We start from the raw sequence: 16,711 nt of genomic DNA, 5'->3' as shown, positions 1-16,711 counted from the left end.
GGGGAGACCGGTCGGCCGCGAAGAAGTCATCGCTCCGCCCGTCCGATCACGTGCCGGTCACACGCAGGTCCCCGCCCGGAAGGCGGCGCGTCAATTTCCGGCCACCCGGCGTTGACACGCTTCCCGAGTGTTGGCCATGGCTTTCCCCGTCGATCTCCGCCGCTGTCAGGTCCTGGGCCTGGCCGGCACCGCCTTCCTCGCGCTCGGAGGTGAGACGGCCGGCGCCCTGCCCGTGCGGGATCTCCTGGCCCCGGCGACCGCCCGCGCGGCCCTGGGCCTGGTCGGCGTGTACTTCGGCGTCGTCCTGCTGATAGCCGCCTGGCTGCTGCTCGGGCGGCTCGTGCGCAGCGCCGACGCGCCCACCCCGCGCGAGCTGCTGCTCGTGCTCGCCGTCTGGGCGGCCCCGCTGCTGCTCGCTCCGCCGCTGTTCAGCCGGGACGTCTACAGCTACCTGGCGCAGGGCGCCATGGTCGACGCCCACATGGACGTCTACTCATACGGGCCCGCCCAGCTCGGCGGCCCGCTCGCCGACGAGGTCGCCCCGCTGTGGCAGCACACCGGCGCCCCCTACGGCCCGGTGTTCCTCGCCGTCGCCTCCGCGCTGTCCGGACTGACCCGCGGCGAACTCCCCGCCGGGCTGGTCGGGATGCGGCTGGTCGCGCTGCTCGGCGTGGCGCTGATGGCGGCCGCACTGCCCCGGCTGGCCCGGCACAGCGGCGCCGATCCGGCCGCCGCCCTCTGGCTCGGCGCCCTCAACCCGCTGGTGCTGCTCCACCTGGTCGCCGGCGCCCACAACGACGCCATCATGCTCGGTCTGCTCGGCGCCGGCCTGGTCGCCGCACTGGGCCGCCGGCCCGTCCTGGGCGCCGTGCTGGTCACCCTCGCGGCCCTGGTCAAGGCGCCCGCCGTGCTCGGGCTCGCCGCGGTCGTCGTCCTCCAGGCGCGGGCCGGGCGACACCCCGCGAAGGTCGTCCTGTCGACCGCCCTCGCCGCCGGGGCCACCACCGTCGCCGCAACGGCATTCGCCGGCACGGGGTACGGCTGGATAGGCGCCCTCGACACCCCCGTCTCGCCGCACAACTGGGCCCTGACCAGCCTCCTCGGCCGCGCCACCGGAGCCCTGCTGGAACACCTCGGCAGCGATCTCGCACCCCTTGCCCTGCCGGTCTGGCATCTGCTCGGCCTCGCGATCACCGCGCTCGTGATCGCGGCCATATGGTGGCGGCTGCGCCCCCGCCCGGTCTACGCGCTCGGCCTGAGTCTCGCAGCCGTGGCCGCCTTCGGCCCGGCGATCCGCCCCTGGTACGCCCTGTGGGGGCTGTTCCTCATCGCCGCGGCGGCCCCCACCACCTCGGTACGCCACCGGGTGGCGGCGGTGGCGGGTGTACTCGCCCTCGCCACCCTGCCGAGCGGAGGTCCGGTCGACAGTGGGCAGTTGATGCTGGCCGTGTCCGGTGGGGCTCTGGCCGTGGTCGTTCTGTGGCAGGTGCACCAGGCGGCCCAGGTACCCGCGTTGGGAGAAGCGGCATGACTCTGCCTCGTACCGACCGTGGCCGCCTCGTCCTGGTTCTCGCCCTGGCCGTCGTCGTCACGGCCTTCACCGGGACTGTGCCGCTGCTGCGCGGCTGGTTCGACCTGCGTGTCTACTACGGTGCCGTCAACAGCTGGATGCACCACGGCGGACACCTCTACGACTACCAGGTGCCGGAGACGGCATACGGTTTCACCTACCCGCCGTTCGCCGCCGTCAGCATGCTGCCCATGGCCCTCGTCGGCCTGCGCACGGCGATCGCCGGCTCCCTGCTGTTGAACCTGGCGGCCCTGGCCTGGGTCCTGCACATCCTGACCGAGGGCGCATGGCGCCGGTTCGGCTGGTTCGGATGTGCCCTGGGCGCGTGCGTGCTCGCTCTGTTCGAACCGCTCCGTGACACCTTCAGCTTCGGCCAGGTCAACCTGCTGCTGCTGGCCCTCGTCCTCACCGACGCCTGGCTGCTGACCACCGGGCGGGAGCGCCGGGCGGGCGTCGGCATCGGCCTGGCGGCCGCGGTCAAACTCACCCCCGCCCTCTTCGTCGGCCTGCTCCTGCTCGCCGGCCGCCGGCGTGCCGCGGCGGCCGCGACGGCCGTCGCGGCGGCGGCCACGGCGCTCGCCGCCTGGGTGGCTCCGGGCGCGTCCCGTTTCTACTGGACCCAGGCCCTGTGGGACACCAACCGGGTGGGCCGCCTCGACTACGTCTCCAACCAGTCGCTGCAGGGCATCCTGGCCCGGCTCGGGGTGACGGACCGCGCGGTCTGGGCCGCGACGGTCCTGGTGGTCCTCGGCATCTGGGCCTGGCGCACCCGCCGGGCCGTCACCGCGGCCGACTGGCCGGCCGCCTTCGCCCTCACCGGCCTGACCGCCTGCCTCGTCAGCCCCATCACCTGGGTCCACCACCTGGTATGGCTGTTGCCGTCCTTCGCGGTGCTGATCCGCGCCGGACACGCGCGCGTCGCGGGCGCCCTGTACGCGGTGCTGTGCACCAGTGTGGTGTGGCTCTGGTTCCACGACGCGTCCGGTGTGGACGGCTTCCTGGGCAGCAACACCTACACCTGGATCACCCTCGGTCTGCTGCTGTGGCTGCCGGTGGGTCAACTCCGCGCCGACATTCCACGCCTGCCCCACAGCACCAGCACCACCGCTGCGGCCCCGAGCACGGCGGCACCCGAGACGACGCCCGCCGTCGGCCACCCCGAGCCGCCGTCCGGCGCGACGGCCACGGGCGTGGCGTGCGGCCCCGGCCGCGGCTTGGCCAGCAGTGCGTCCAGCGAGCCCACCGGTTCGACCCGCCCCGCGGCCTCGAACCCCCAGTCGAGCAGGTCGCGCGCCTCTTCGTAGACGGTGAACCCACCGCCCGCCTGAGGGTTCATCACGGTGACGACGAGTGTGCGCCCGCCCCGGCGGGCGGCGGCGACCAGGGTGTTGCCCGCGTCGGTGGTGTAGCCGTTCTTGACCCCGATCAGTCCCGGGTACGGCTCCACGCCGTCCGCCCCGGTCAGCAGCCGATTGGTGTTCTCGATCTCGTACGACCAGCCGCCCCCGCCGGGGAACCTCGACACGGCCGTCCCGCAGTACCGCGCGAAGTCCGGATTGCGCAGCCCCGCCCGGCCGAACACCGCCAGGTCGTACGCCGACGACACCTGGCCCGGCGTGTCGTACCCGTCGGGCGACCGCACCTGCGTGTCGAGGGCGCCCAGCGCTCGGGCCTTGGCCTGCATCCGCTCGACCGTCGTCTGCAAGCCGCCGTTCAGCGAGGCCAGCACGTGCACGGCGTCGTTCCCGGAGTTGAGGAAGACCCCGCGCCACAGATCGGCGATCCGGTACGTCCGCCCCTCGGCGACCCCGACCCGGCTGCTGCCCTCACCGATGCCCTCCAGCTCCTCCTCCCGCACCGTGTGCCGGTCACCCACCGGCAGCGCCGGCAGCACGGTCAGCGCGAACAGCGTCTTCAACGTGCTGGCAGGCGGCAGTTTGCGATGCGCCTCGTGCGCGGCCAGCACGTCCCCGCTCCGGGCGTCCGCCACCAGCCAGGACAACGCGGACACGTCCGGAACCCGAGGCGCCCCGTGATGGGGCCGCACCTGAGTGCCCTCGCGATACAGGAACGACGGATCCGGCACCGCCGCCCCCGGCACGCCGGGCGGGGTGGGTTCCGCGCCGGCGGCGACCGCGACGGGTGTCAGCGCAAGGACGGCTGCCGCACAGAGCGCGCAGGTGGTGAGGGCTGTCCGGGGCGAGAAGTGGGTGATCATATGATCAACGTAGGAATCGATACGGCGTGCGGGACGGTGACCGGGCCGGAGGCGGGGCTCTAGCACCCGGATGCCGCAATGCGGGGCCCGCCCAGCCACCGGATGCCCGGTGCGGCCGTCCCGGAGCCCACGAACGCGGACACCGCACGTAACCGTGTAGTACCGCGGTACCACCTGCACCGTGCGGGTCAGCCTCCCAGTACCACGGGATCCGGCGGATCGGCTCCTAACGTTGCCGGTGAGGCGTCGGAAGCGACGGACGCCGCAGGCCGACAGAGAGAACGCGAATGATCGACGCACGGCAGTTGACCAAGAGGTACGGCGACAAGACGGCCGTCGACGGGCTGGACTTCGTCGTCAAGCCGGGCACGGTGACCGGCTTCCTGGGGCCCAACGGCGCGGGAAAGTCCACCACCATGCGCATGATCGTCGGACTCGACGCCCCGACGACCGGCTCCGTCACCGTGAACGGCCACCACTACGCCCGCCACCGCGCCCCGCTCCAGGAGGTCGGGGCCCTGCTGGAGGCGAAGTCGATACACCCGGGCCGCTCGGCGTACAACCACCTCCGGGCCCTCGCGCTGACCCACGGCATTCCGCGCCGCCGGGTCGACGAGGTCATCGACCTCTCCGGCCTCGCCAGTGTGGCGAAGAAGCGGGCCGGTGCCTTCTCCCTCGGGATGGGCCAGCGGCTGGGCATCGCGGCCGCGCTGCTGGGCGATCCGCAGACGGTGATGCTGGACGAGCCGGTCAACGGCCTGGACCCGGAGGGCGTGCTCTGGATCCGCAACCTGCTCAAGGCGCTCGCCGACGAGGGCCGCACGGTGTTCGTCTCCTCGCATCTCATGAGCGAGATGGCGCTGGTGGCGGACCATCTCATCATCGTGGGCCGGGGACGGCTGCTGGCCGACACCACCGTCGGGGACCTGATCCGCGAGGCGGGCGGCGACACGGTGACGGTCGCCACACAGGACCCGGCGCGGCTGCGGGACGTTCTGGCGGGGCCGGGCGTCGACATCACGGGGCGTGTCGGCTCCGAGGAACTGCAGGTGACCGGGTTGACCGCCCGCCAGATCGGGCTGACGGCGGCCGAACACGGGATCCCCCTGTTCGAGCTGAGCGCGAGGACGGTGTCGCTGGAGGAGGCATTCATGGACCTGACCAGGGAGGCCGTGGAGTACCACGGCTCCACGACCGGGATCGAGACCCTCGGGAGGCCGGCATGAGCACCCTCACCGCAACCACCGAGGAACCCCGCACCGCACCGGCCCGCCCCGCCTACCGGGTGACCGGACGACGCGTGCTGTCCTCGGAGTGGGCCAAGCTGTGGTCCCTGCGCTCGACCTGGATCACCCTGGGCCTCGGCCTGCTGTTCATGGTCGCGTTCGGACTGATCGCCGCGAGCCGGTACAAGTCCGGGATCAACTCGGGCCACATGGACCGGGACTTCGCCACGTCGACGGCCGTGAGCCTGTCCCTCTTCGGTACGAACTTCGCCCAGCTGGCCCTGGGCGTCCTCGGCGTGCTGGTCACGGCGGGGGAGTACTCGACCGGCATGATCCGCTCCACGCTCGCGGCGGTGCCCCGCCGGCTGCCCGTGCTGTGGTCCAAGGCGACCGTGTTCGGGCTCGTCGCACTGGCGGTGGCGACGCTGGGCGCGTTCGTCGCCTTCCTGTTCGGCAGCGGCATCGTCTCGGGCACGCCCGCGGCCATGGGCCTCTCGCACGCGGGTGTCCTGCGCAGCCTGCTGGGCGCGGGGCTGTATCTCGGCCTGGTCGCGGTGATCGGCACCGCGCTGGGCGCGCTGCTGCGCTCGGTGGCCGGCGGGATCTCGGTGCTCGTGGCCACCTTCATGCTGATCCCGGGCCTGATCTCGCTGCTGCCGAGCTCCTGGCAGGACAACATCAGCCCCTACCTGCCGTCCAATGCGGGAGAGTCGATGTTCGCCCTGACGCACGACTCGACGACCTTGTCGCCCGGCGCCGGGCTGCTGGTCTTCCTGTGCTGGACGGTGCTGGCGCTGTGCGGCGCGGCCTACCGGCTCGCGCGCAGCGACGTCTGACGCACCATGGACAGGTGACGTCCGTGACCACCGATGACATCAGCGGGATGGGACCGCTGGTCGCCCGTCTGTCCCGGGGCGGCCAGCGGTTGCGGCAGGCCGACCGGACCCGTCCGTGGGTGCTCGACACCGCGGTCGTGGTCCTGGTCTTCCTGATGTTCTGTCTGGCCGACCTGCTGCACGGCGGTTCCGGCGACGGCGACGGCCCGCGCCGGTTCCGGCTCGCCTTCACCCAGCTGCCCGTCGCCGGGATGCTGGCGCTGCAGGCCGGACTGGTACTGCCCCTGCTGTGGCGGCGGCGCAGGCCCCTGGCGGCCTTCGGTGTCATCGCCGCGGTGTTCGTCCTGCAGTGGTCCCTCGGCGCGGCACTGCGCGCGGACGTCGCCCTCTTCATCGCCCTGTACAGCCTGGCCCTGCACGGACGGCTGCGGCAGCTGCCGTGGGCCTGCGCCGCCATGGCGGGCGCCATGGTGCTGGTCGCCGTACGCGTGTCCGCGGCGATGTCGGTCTGGGACGCGCTGTTCTTCCTGCTGAGCACGACCACCGCGGCCCTCGCGCTCGGCCTGATGGTCCGCATCCGCCGGGCCCAGCTGGCCGGACTGCGCGAGCGGGCCGCCCGGCTGGAGGTCGAGCGGGACCAGCGCAGCAGGCTGGCAGCGGTGACCGAACGCGCCCGGGTCGCCCGCGAGATGCACGACATCGTGGGCCACAACCTGTCCGTCATGATCACGCTCGCCGACGCCGGCGCCTACGCCACCGACAGCGCACCCGAACGCGGCAAGGAAGCCCTCCAGCTCATCGGCGACACCGGCCGCCAGGCCCTCGGCGAGCTGCGGCGCGTACTCGGTGTGCTGCGCGAGGCGGCGGACGGACCCTCGGCCGGGCCCGAACTCAGCCCTCAGCCCGGCATCGCGGACATCGGCGCACTGTGCGCCAAGGTGCGCGCCGCCGGGCTGGAGGTCGTCTACCGGACCTCCGGCGACGTGGACGCCCTCGACAGTGGGGTGCAGTTGACGGCGTATCGCATCGTCCAGGAAGCCCTCACCAACACCCTGAAACACGCCGACGCCGACACCCGGGTACACCTGGCGATCGTCGAGACGGAGACCCGGCTGAACATCCGGGTCCAGGACACCGGCCCGGCGACACCGCCCGGACCGTACGAGGAAGGACACGGCCTGGTGGGCATGCGGGAACGGGCGGCGCTGTACGGCGGGACCGTCAGCGCGGGACCGGCGGGCGGCGGAGGATGGAGCGTCGAGGCCGTCCTCGACCTCACGCCCCAGGAAGGTGTCCGGTGACCACGGTGCTCGTCGTGGACGACCAGCCGCTGCAGCGGTACGGCTTCCGCATCCTCCTGGAATCCGTCCCCGAGACCGAGGTCGTCGGTGAGGCAGCGCATGGCGGCGAGGCCGTCCGCAAGGCCGCCGAACTGCGGCCGGACGTCGTCCTGATGGACATCCGGATGCCAGGCATGGACGGCATCGAGGCCACCCGCCGTATCGTCGCCGCCGGCGAGCGGTCGCGTGTCCTCGTGCTCACCACCTTCGACCTCGACGAGTACGTTCACGCCGCTCTGCGCGCCGGTGCCAGCGGCTTCCTCCTCAAGGACGCGCGCCCTGACGAACTCCTCGCGGGCATCCGTGCCGTCGCCCTCGGTGACGCGGTGATCGCGCCCGCGCTCACCCGCCGCCTCCTGGACGAGTTCGCCCAGTACGTCCCCGCACACCGGGGCGGCCACGCCGAGGACCCGAGGCTGAGCTCCCTCACCGACCGCGAGCGGGAGATTCTCGTCGCCGTCGGCAAGGGATGGACCAACGGCGAGATCGCCGCACACTTCGTCCTGTCCGAGTCCACCGTCAAGACCCATGTGGGCCGCGTCCTCGCCAAGATCGGCGCACGGGACCGCATTCAGGCCGTGATCTTCGCCTACGACCTCGGACTCGCGCGCCCGAGCACGGACTGAACGGTCCGGGCTCAGCCCTTTACTCATGCCGACGGAGTATGCGCTCAGAGAATTTGAGGTTTCCTTGAGGGTGGCACGCCGAATTGGCTGAAGGTAATCAATCGAGCGTAAAGTCTCGATCATCAAGTGCCCGTGCCTCTTGCTGCGGGGTATGCGCGTGTCGCAGCCTGATCAAGTCCGGAAGAGTCCGGGCGAAAATTCAACGGGGGGCGTTCTTTCGGTTTGCGGGTCGGGATGTGCTGATCCGTCCCGCAAATTGCTCTCGCCTGCCCAGAGAGAGGAAAAGGAATGCTGAAAAGCCTCAAGCGAGCTCTGACGGTGACCGGCGTGTCCGGTGCGGCGGTTGTCCTCGCGGCGACCAGCGCGTTCGCGTCCGGCGTGAATTACCCCAAGCAGAGCAAGAACGTGTCGTACGGAAACTGCACGGTCACCGTCAGCGGGCACTCCTCGTACAGCTCGACGTACGGCGGCTATGTGTTCATCGGGGACTCGTCGGCGAATTCCATCTACTGCTCCCAGGTGTACCTTGAGGTCGTCTGGATCGACAAGAGTGGAAATGAGCAGTACAAGAAGGTCTACGCGAACGGCGGTGCGACCGAAACCGCGAACGCGAGTTACAAGCTTCTCCCCAGCCAGTACTCCAAGGTGCTGGAAGTAGTGGGGTCCGGTATTAACGGCACCCACAGCACTCCCACCGCCTACCTGTACTTCTGAAAGACCGCGCCGATGCCCCGCCGGATTCTCCGGCGGGGCATCGGTGTCGGTGGAACTCAGCCGTTCGAGCCCGCCGGGGTCGTGGTGACCTTGAAGCCCTCGGTCTTGTTGGCCTTGAGGGCGAACTCATTGGTGAAGGTCGTGCCGAGGTTCACCTTCGAGGTCGCGTGGCCGACGAGTTCCTCGGAGGCCAGAACGGTCTTCGGGCCGCCGGCCGGCATGATGCCGTCCGGGAGGAACTGTCCCTTGTCCTGGTCCAGCGCCTTGATGTAGTCGGCCTTCGTCACCAGCTGGTTCGACACGTATGACTGCGGCAGCTTGTTCGCGATGTCGGCCGCGCTGTGCGTGTTGATCCAGTGCATGGTGGCGACGAGCGCGTCGACGACCTTCTGCGCCGTGTCCTTGTGCGAGTTGACCCAGCTGGTCTGGGCGAGGACGGTCGCGGCCGGCCAGGTGCCGCCGAGCGCCTGCTGGGCGCCCGCGGTGGTGGCCAGGTCGATCGCGGAGGTGCCGATGCCCTTCTTCTCGATCGCGGCCACCGTCGGCTGCGTCGTCATGACACAGGCGGTCTTGCCGTTCTGCAGCGCGGCGATGGCCGTGGCGCCCTGGCTGACGCCGATCCGGCTGAACTGGCTGGCCTTGACGCCCTTCTGCGCGCCCATGAACTGGGTGAGCATGTCGGTGCCGGACCCGATGTCGGTGACGCCGAGCGTCTTCCCCTTGAAGTCCGCGCCGGAGTGGACGCCGCTCTTCGGGACACACATCTCCCGCTCGCCCGGCGCGCCGGACAGCTGGACGAGGCCCTCGACCGCCTTGCCCTTCACCTGGAAGTCGATGGTGTGGACGTACCAGGCGCCCGCCATGTCCACCTGCCCGGAGGCCATGGCGTCCTCAGCGCCGAGACCGCCCTGGCTCTCGGTGCTCAGCGAGACGTTGACGCCGTACTTCTTGTAGAAGCCGAGGTTCTGGGCGAGCTCGTAGGGGAGGTAGATCTGCTTGTCGATGCCGCCGACCATGAGCTTGACGGTCGGCGTGCCGCTGGAGCTGCTGGAGCTGCCCGAGCTGCTGGAACAGGCGGTGGCGGCACCGAGGGTGAGGACGGTGAGGAGAGACGCGGCAACGGCGGCGGGTCGTCTGGACATGGCAGGCCACTTTCCTTCAGGGGAGGATCAAGATGAGGGGGAAATCAGAGGGGGGTGACAGAGACGGAGTCAGAGGGAGCTGACTTCGGACGGGGCCGGCGGGCGCCAGGCGAGCAGCCGGTGTTCGAGCTTGCCGATCAGCCACTCCGCGCCGAGTACGATCACCGCGATGACGACCATGGTCGCGAACACGCCATTGGGGTCGAAGTTGTCCTGCGCGGTCTTGATGACCAGGCCGAGGCCCTTCTGCGCGCCGAGCACCTCGCCGACCAGTGCGCCGACGATGGCGAAGCCGAAGGCGCTGTGCAGGCTTGCGATGATCCAGGTGAGCGCGGACGGCACGGTGACGTGCCGGATGATCTGCAGCTCCGAGGCGCCGAGCACCTTGGCGTTGGCGAGGATGTTGGGGTCGACCTCGCGCACGCCCTGGAAGGCGTTGAAGAAGACGATGAAGAACACCAGGACCGCGGCGAGCAGGACCTTCGGGAGCGTACCGATACCGAACGCGATCATGAAGATCGAGCCGAGGACGATACGCGGGATCGCGTTGACCACCTTGATATAGGGACCGAGCACCCCGGAGAGGTAGCGGCTCTGGCCCAGCGCGATGCCGAAGACCACTCCGGAGACGGTCCCGAGGACGAAGCCGATCAGCGCCTCCTGGACGGTGGTCCAGATGTCCGCGTAGTAGGACCCGTTCTCGGTGCCCTTCTGGAAGAGTTCGACCAGCCGCTTGGCTATGCCGGTCGGCTGCCCGAAGAAGAACTTGTCGACGATCCCCCAGGTGGTGAACGCCTGCCAGCCGCCGATGACGATGGCCGCGAGAATGATGCGGCCCGCCCACTGGAGTGCGGCCTGCTTGCGGACCTTGCGTTTGGCGGCTGCCGCGGCCGAGGGCTGTGCGCCGCCCTTGACCGGAGCTGCGGAAACGGTGGACGTCGTGCTCATGCCGTACCTCCTGCGGTGCGTGCGTAGGCGCGCTCCACCTCCTCGCGCAGCGAGTCCCAGATCTGGTGCTGAAGTTCGATGAAGCGGGGCTGGAAGCGGATCTCCTGGACCGAGCCGCGCGGGCGCGGCAGGTCGATGTCGAAGACCGCCTTGACCGAGCCGGGGCCGGACGTCATGACGACGACCCGGTCGGCGAGTGCCACGGCCTCGTCGAGGTCGTGGGTGATGAAGATGACCGACGGCCGGATCTGCTCCCACAGGCCGAGCAGCTCGTTCGACATGATCGCCTTGGTCTGCACGTCCAGGGCGCCGAACGGCTCGTCCATGATCAGGATCCGGGGTTCGTTGATCAGCGCCGCGGCCATCGCCACGCGCTTGCGCATACCGCCGGAGAGCTGGTGCGGATAGCGGTCCTCGAACCCGGTGAGGCCCACCCGGCGCAGCCAGTCGCGTGCCGAGGCCTGCGCCTTCTGCTTGGGCACCCCGCGGAAGATCGGGCCCATCAGCACATTGCCGAGGACCGTCTTCCAGGGCAGCAGCGCGTCGGCCTGGAACATGAAGCTCACGCCGTCGGTGACGCCGTCCACCTCACGGCCGCCCACCTTGACCGACCCCTCGCTGGGTCGGTCCAGCCCGGACACCATGCTCAGTGTCGTCGACTTGCCGCAGCCGGTCGGACCCACCACCGCGCAGAACTGGCCGGGCTCCACGGTGAACGAAACGTCCTGCAGCGCCGTGAACACCTCACCCGCAGGAGTCAGAAATCGTTTGGTGAGCCCGGATATCTCGACTCGTGCGCTGTCCTGGCCGACCTTCTCGGCGACCGGGCTCACCGCCGCATCGTTTCGTGAAGCCATCTGAGGCCTCTCCTTCCTAACCTCGGAGGTCGAGGAAGGCAGACGCTAGAGGCCCCCGGGTGTTACGTCGCTGTTTCATCCGTAACCCGCGTTAGCCGTGTTACCCGGAGTTCTGCTCGTTCTGCTCAAGAGGCCGGGGGTGGGCATACAGTCGATGGCGGGGGCACAATCACGCCACCACGGGTACGGCGCAGGGGCCGCGCCCGGGCCCGGTACGACAGGCAGAGACACCCGTGAGACGCATCCGTATCCCGATCGGCCGTGGCGGGAAGGGGCGGCTCTCCGCGCGGATCCTCGCCAACCAGCTGGTCATCCTGGCGCTGACCGGGCTGATCGGTTTCGTGCTGTTCGCCTTCGCGCAGCGGGACGAGATCGACCGCGCCTACGAGAAGCGGGCGCTGGCCATCGCGCAGACCACGGCCGCCGAACCGCAGATCCGGCATGCCATGCAGTACGGGGGCGGCGGCGACGTGGTGCAGCGGGTGGCCGAACGCATCCGCAAGGCCTCCAGCGCCTCGTACGTGGTCGTACTCGACCTGCGCGGCGTGCGGCACTCCCACCCCGACCCGGCGCTGATCGGTGTAGCGACGGGTGACCCGATCGTGGTGCTGGACGGCAAGTCGCACGTCGGCACCGACCCGGGCGGGCTGGGACGCTCAGCCAACGGCAAGGCCCCGCTGTACGGACCCAGCGGCAAGCTGGTCGGCGAGGTGTCCGCCGGCATCACCGAGCACCATGTGCTGGGTGAGCTGTGGCGTGAGCTGCCGACCTTCGGCCTGTACAGCGCGATCGCCGTCGCGCTGGGCTCGGCTGCCGCGTTCCTGCTGGCCAGGCGGCTCAAGCGGACGACGTTCGGGCTGGAACTGGAGGAGATCGCCGGGCTGCTGCAGGACCGGGAGGCGATGCTGCACGGCATCCGTGAGGGAGTCGTCGCCTTCGACCCCGACGGCAGGATCACGGTGGTCAACGACGAGGCCCGCAACCTGCTCGGCGTCGGCACCGCGCTCGGCAGCACGCTGGAGGAGGTGCTGCCGGACGGGCGGCTGCGCCGTGCCCTGGACGGCACCCTCGCGGGCAGTGACATCAGCGTGCTCACCGACGACCACTGCCTGGTCGTCAACCGGATGCCGGTGGCCCTGCACGGCAGGGAGCTGGGCGCCGTCGTCACCGTGCGCGACCGCACCGAGCTGATCGGGCTGCTGCGTGAACTGGACTCCGTACGCGGGCTGACCGACGCCCTGCGCGCCCAGCAGCACGAGTTCACCAACCGCATGCACACCGTCGCCGGCCTGCTGGACATCGGCGATCACGACGCCGCCTACGAGTTCGCCGTCGAGTCGGCCGGCGCCGACCAGGCGCTGACCGAGTCCGTACGTGAGCGGATCGGCAACGCCCTGCTCGTCGGACTGATCGTCGCCAAGACCACGGTGGCCGCGGAACGCGGGGTCCGGATGGTGCTCAGCGACGACTCCGCGCTCGGCGAGGACCCGCCGCATCTGCGCCGGCTGCTGACCATCGTCGGCAATCTGCTGGACAACGCGATCGACGCGGCGGCCGGCGGACCGCCTCCGGCGGGCGGCCGCGAGGTGCGGCTCTCGCTGATCGAGGCCGTCGACCAGGTGATGGTGCGGGTCGCGGACAGCGGCCCTGGGATTCCGCCGGACGCCACCGAGTCGATCTTCGAGGACGGGTGGTCGACCCGGCCCGACCGGGGCACCGCCCGGCGCGGCCTGGGCCTGGCCCTGGTCCACCGGCTGGCACAGCGGCATGGCGGCACGATCATGGTCAGCGAGGGCCCGGGCGCGGTCTTCACCGTCGTACTGCCCCTGACGGACGCCGCCCCCGCACCACGAGACGCACGGTTCACGACTGCCTCGCCGACCGGAGGTGACCGCGGATGATCAGAATTCTGGTGGTGGACGACGACTTCCGCGTCAGCAACATCCACTGCGACTACGCCTCCCGCGTCGAGGGCTTCGAGGTGGTCGGCCGGGCCGCGACCGTCGCCGAGACGCTGGACGCGGTGCGCACCCTCCACCCCGATCTGCTGCTGCTCGACATCTTCCTGCCGGACGGCAGCGGACTGGATGTGCTGCGGCAGCTCAGTGGGGACGAGGGCGGCGCCCGGCCCGACGCGATCATGATCACCGCCGACCGGGACATCGCCTCGGTTCGGACCGCCATGAAACTCGGCGCCGTGGGCTATCTGGTCAAGCCGTTCGGCGCGGCCGACCTGGCCGAGCGGCTCAACGCCTACCGTGAACTCCAGCACCGCGTGGACGCCCTCGGCCTGGCCCCTCGGACCGACCAGGCCGACGTGGACGCCCTCTTCAGCGCCGCCCGCCCGCCGGCCGTGCCACGGGTTCCGGCCAAGGGCCACTCCGCGCCGACCCTGGCCCTCCTGCACCAGGTCCTGCGCACTTCTCAGGAGGCTCTGTCCGCGGCCCAGGCCGCCGAACTCACCGGCGTCTCCCGCGCCACGGCCCAGCGCTATCTCTCGTACCTTGTACGCGAGGGAATGGTCCGGCTCGAACTTCGGTACGGAACCACCGGCCGCCCCGAACACCTCTATCGAATCGTCCACTGAGCCGGGCGTCCGGCCCCGTTTTATTTCCCGGGCAGGGGCCGGACCGTGAGGATCTGCTGGGCGTGTCCGACCGGGCCGTCGACGTCGTGCAGGACCGTGCTGGTGAGGCCCTGGCCGGACGGGCCGAAGGCGACCGTGGTGTCCAATCCGGTCCAGTCGCCGCGCGGTTGGCGGTGCAGGTGGACGGTCAGGTCGACGTTCGGGAACATCCACGCGGTGGGCGACTGCCGGGCGGCGATGCCGTTGGCGGTGTCGACCAGGGCGAGATAGGACGCCAGCGGTGTGACCGGAGTGCCGGCGACCAGGTCCAGGGGAGTGGAGATCCAGGCGGCAGTACGGCCCGGCCGCGGCGGCGCGACGGGGCGGACATCCACGGAGTCGATGTACCCGCCGGGCCAGACCTCGGACAGATGCCACGGCTTGAGTGACTCGGGCGGGGTGAGGCGGTCCTCGGGGCCACCCGCGACCGCGGTGGTGTCGAAGGCGGCCAGGAACCAGGCGCGGGCCCGGACGACCGGCCGGCCGGCGATCCGTACGACGGCTTCGAGGAGTTCGATGGTCCGGCCGGGGCGGACGGTCTCCACCCGGATCTCGCACTCGTCGAGGGCGAGGCGGCCCAGGATGTCGTAGCTGATCCGGGAGAGCACCAGGCCGTCGTCCGGGCAGCCGGCCCGGTGACGGTCGAGGGCGTGGACCACGAGCCCGCCCAGCGGACTGAAGTGCTGCTCGTCCGGGGCCCAGGCTCCGCTCGCATGCGGAGTCGGCTTGTAGTGGTGGTCGTCGATGGGTTCGTAGTAGCAGCCGGGGCTCAACTGGTGCTTCTCCTCAGGGATTTCGGGGAGTTCGGGGGTACGGGGGATTCAGAGGGCGTTGAGCAGTACGACATACACGGCCGTGCCGGCGCCGACGCTGAGTATGGTGCGACGGCCGAAGGCCAGATGCACGCCTGTGGCGCTGGAGGCGCAGGACGCGGAGACCGTCGAGCGCTTCGAGGAGACGCTGGCGCAGGCGGAGGAAGTGCTGGAGTTGCGGAGGCTGTTCGGCAGCCCAGACCATTTCGTCCGCGTGGCCGTCGCCGATCTGCCCGCCTACGAGGCCTTCCTCAGCCGGCGGGTCATGACCATCCCCCGGATCAAGAACGTGACGTCGCATTTCATGATGAAGACCGTCAAGCCGGGCCCCTAGGGGAGGACGGGTTCCTGTTCTTCCGTCAGCCGCGGAGGGGGACCCTGGGTCCACACCACCCGTAGCGACGAGGCGGAGATCCGCCAGCCGTCGGCCGTCCTGACCAGTTCGGCGTCGGCATGGCCGGCGGAGATGAAGACGCTGCCCGTGCCGTCCGCCAGGACGTGGGTGCTCAGCTGGGCGCCTCGGGTGGTGGCCCGCGCACCGTCGATCTCGATGATGGCGTTGGTGCCCAGATGCACGGTTCGGTCGAACCGTGCCATGGCCTGCCGGACGCGGGCCAGCAGCGCATCGCGGCCGTGGACGGTGCCGATGGGCATCTCCGCGGTGACGTCTTCGGTGTGGAATGCGCGAGCCCATTCCTCGTCGAAGACCCCGTTGTCGAGGGAACGCAGGTAGCGGTCCAACAGGTCGGTGATCTCGGCGCGGTCGGTCAGGATCTGCAACTGTCGCTGTGTCTCTTCGGTATCCATGCCTGAAGACTCGTCCCTCAAGCGCACTTGAGGTCAATGTGCCATCGATAATCGACCCGGTGAGTTCCTCTCCTCAAAGGTGGGCGCGTGCTGAGCGGCTCGATGCCGCCCGGATGGTGGACGCCCTGCATGCGCAGACCGGTGTCCGGCTGACTCTCGATGGCGCCTGCTCGGGTGGCCAGGTCGGTGCTGCCTACGTGCGCTGGGCGGACGGTCGCCGGTCCGTGCTGAAGTGGCGGCCACACAGCCGGGCCGAAGAGATGCGGGCCGGACCGCTCGCCGTGACCGAGGCGCTGAGACGGGCGGGCTATCCGGCTCCGGCCACCGAACTGGTCACCCAGGTCGGCCACGCGGTCGTCATCGTGCAAGAGCTGCTGCCGGGCAGGAAGATCGACCGCTTCGACCACCGGAGCCTGGACCAGGTGCTCCAGCTCAACGAGTTGCAGACAGGCCGGCTTTCCGAGCGCCCCGACATCCCGGCAGTCGACCTTCACCTGCAGGACGACGGTGCCGGCTACTGCCTGCACGGTCCGTTGCGTGAGCACAACCGCCGCAGTGCGGCGCTGGAACGGTGGATCGCCACCGTCGGCGCCGAGAGCCCGCCCCCGCTGACCGAAGCCGACGCGGTGCACTTCGACTTCCACCCCGGCAACCTGCTGGCGGACGGCGGGGCGATCACCGGGGTCGTGGACTGGGACGGCGCCGCCCGCGGTGATCGTCGATTCGACCTGGTCACCCTGCGCTTCGGCCTCCACGCGCAGGAAAGCGGCCCGGGCGTGGCACAGCGTCTCGACGCCGTCCTCGACTCGCTGCCCGAGGACATCCTGCGGCCCACATGGGCTCACCTGAGCCTTCGCATGGTCGACTGGGCCATCAGGCACTTCACCCCCAGCGACGTGGAGCACTGGCTGGACCTGGCCGAACAACGCGTGAGCTGACTGCGTAAGATCACGCAGGCCTGTTTCCGGTTGATGAGGAGCCCCAACAGC

General features: G+C 70.3%; 16 protein-coding genes and 1 pseudogene. 11 read left to right on the top strand and 6 right to left on the bottom strand.

What is annotated here, in order from left to right; genetic code table 11:
* The first annotated feature begins 136 nt into the window (after positions 1-136).
* A complete protein-coding gene (gene mptB, locus LJ657_RS14810) occupies positions 137-1,531 on the top strand; it encodes a polyprenol phosphomannose-dependent alpha 1,6 mannosyltransferase MptB (protein WP_232649052.1) in 1,395 nt (464 codons plus the stop codon).
* A complete protein-coding gene (locus LJ657_RS48565; RefSeq protein WP_308117035.1) occupies positions 1,528-2,874 on the top strand; it encodes a glycosyltransferase 87 family protein in 1,347 nt (448 codons plus the stop codon). The genes mptB and LJ657_RS48565 overlap by 4 nt, the downstream gene beginning before the upstream one ends.
* An 83-nt stretch (positions 2,875-2,957) precedes the next feature.
* Here LJ657_RS48565 and LJ657_RS14800 read toward each other — a convergent pair.
* Positions 2,958-3,788, bottom strand: a pseudogene (locus LJ657_RS14800) (D-alanyl-D-alanine carboxypeptidase family protein); the annotation flags it as partial.
* Between the two features lie 287 nt (positions 3,789-4,075).
* Between LJ657_RS14800 and LJ657_RS14795 the strand changes: the two are divergent.
* The 5 genes from LJ657_RS14795 to LJ657_RS14775 all read left to right on the top strand — a co-directional run bounded on the left by LJ657_RS14795 (position 4,076) and on the right by LJ657_RS14775 (position 8,530).
* Positions 4,076-5,014 (top strand): ABC transporter ATP-binding protein, encoded by a 939-nt coding sequence (locus tag LJ657_RS14795; protein WP_232649050.1) that lies wholly within the window; start codon positions 4,076-4,078, stop codon positions 5,012-5,014.
* Positions 5,011-5,850, top strand: a complete 840-nt coding sequence (locus tag LJ657_RS14790) for an ABC transporter permease (RefSeq protein ID WP_232649049.1) — start codon at positions 5,011-5,013, stop codon at positions 5,848-5,850. Before LJ657_RS14795 ends, LJ657_RS14790 begins: the two co-directional genes overlap by 4 nt.
* A gap of 23 nt (positions 5,851-5,873) precedes the next feature.
* A complete protein-coding gene (locus LJ657_RS14785) occupies positions 5,874-7,151 on the top strand; it encodes a sensor histidine kinase (protein WP_232649048.1) in 1,278 nt (425 codons plus the stop codon).
* Positions 7,148-7,816 carry a response regulator gene (locus LJ657_RS14780; RefSeq protein ID WP_232649047.1) on the top strand — a complete coding sequence of 223 codons (669 nt, stop codon included), beginning with the start codon at positions 7,148-7,150 and terminating at the stop codon, positions 7,814-7,816. Before LJ657_RS14785 ends, LJ657_RS14780 begins: the two co-directional genes overlap by 4 nt.
* A gap of 288 nt (positions 7,817-8,104) precedes the next feature.
* Positions 8,105-8,530, top strand: a complete 426-nt coding sequence (locus LJ657_RS14775) for a hypothetical protein (RefSeq protein WP_232649046.1) — start codon at positions 8,105-8,107, stop codon at positions 8,528-8,530.
* A gap of 56 nt (positions 8,531-8,586) precedes the next feature.
* Here the strand turns inward: LJ657_RS14775 and LJ657_RS14770 are convergent, their stop codons facing one another.
* The 3 genes from LJ657_RS14770 to LJ657_RS14760 all read right to left on the bottom strand — a co-directional run bounded on the left by LJ657_RS14770 (position 8,587) and on the right by LJ657_RS14760 (position 11,477).
* Complete coding sequence (locus LJ657_RS14770) at positions 8,587-9,672, bottom strand: ABC transporter substrate-binding protein (protein ID WP_232649045.1); 1,086 nt, start codon at positions 9,670-9,672, stop codon at positions 8,587-8,589.
* 69 nt (positions 9,673-9,741) lie between these two features.
* Entirely contained in the window at positions 9,742-10,620 is an 879-nt protein-coding gene (locus LJ657_RS14765; protein ID WP_232649044.1) for an ABC transporter permease, read from the bottom strand.
* Positions 10,617-11,477 (bottom strand): ABC transporter ATP-binding protein, encoded by an 861-nt coding sequence (locus tag LJ657_RS14760; protein ID WP_232649043.1) that lies wholly within the window; start codon positions 11,475-11,477, stop codon positions 10,617-10,619. Before LJ657_RS14760 ends, LJ657_RS14765 begins: the two co-directional genes overlap by 4 nt.
* A 233-nt stretch (positions 11,478-11,710) precedes the next feature.
* Here LJ657_RS14760 and LJ657_RS14755 point away from each other — a divergent pair, with 233 nt between their 5' ends.
* Positions 11,711-13,378 (top strand): ATP-binding protein, encoded by a 1,668-nt coding sequence (locus LJ657_RS14755; RefSeq protein WP_232649042.1) that lies wholly within the window; start codon positions 11,711-11,713, stop codon positions 13,376-13,378.
* Positions 13,375-14,064, top strand: a complete 690-nt coding sequence (locus LJ657_RS14750; RefSeq protein WP_232649041.1) for a response regulator — start codon at positions 13,375-13,377, stop codon at positions 14,062-14,064. Before LJ657_RS14755 ends, LJ657_RS14750 begins: the two co-directional genes overlap by 4 nt.
* 20 nt (positions 14,065-14,084) lie before the next feature.
* Here LJ657_RS14750 and LJ657_RS14745 read toward each other — a convergent pair whose 3' ends face one another.
* Positions 14,085-14,876: a thioesterase family protein gene (locus LJ657_RS14745; RefSeq protein WP_232649040.1), complete on the bottom strand. Its 792-nt coding sequence runs from the start codon at positions 14,874-14,876 to the stop codon at positions 14,085-14,087.
* Between the two features lie 136 nt (positions 14,877-15,012).
* Between LJ657_RS14745 and LJ657_RS14740 the strand changes: the two genes are divergently transcribed.
* A complete protein-coding gene (locus LJ657_RS14740; protein ID WP_232649039.1) occupies positions 15,013-15,249 on the top strand; it encodes an Lrp/AsnC ligand binding domain-containing protein in 237 nt (78 codons plus the stop codon).
* On the opposite strand, the gene LJ657_RS14735 is transcribed toward LJ657_RS14740, so the two are convergent.
* Positions 15,246-15,722, bottom strand: coding sequence for a nuclear transport factor 2 family protein (locus LJ657_RS14735; protein ID WP_232649038.1), 477 nt, complete (start codon positions 15,720-15,722; stop codon positions 15,246-15,248). The genes LJ657_RS14740 and LJ657_RS14735 overlap by 4 nt on opposite strands.
* Before the next feature lie 59 nt (positions 15,723-15,781).
* Here LJ657_RS14735 and LJ657_RS14730 point away from each other — a divergent pair, with 59 nt between their 5' ends.
* A complete protein-coding gene (locus LJ657_RS14730; RefSeq protein ID WP_232649037.1) occupies positions 15,782-16,660 on the top strand; it encodes a phosphotransferase in 879 nt (292 codons plus the stop codon).
* Positions 16,661-16,711: the final 51 nt, after the last annotated feature.

This window comes from Streptomyces guryensis, from assembly GCF_021261325.1.
Lineage (GTDB): Bacteria > Actinomycetota > Actinomycetes > Streptomycetales > Streptomycetaceae > Streptomyces > Streptomyces guryensis.
This window is presented reverse-complemented; position numbering and strand designations above follow the sequence as displayed.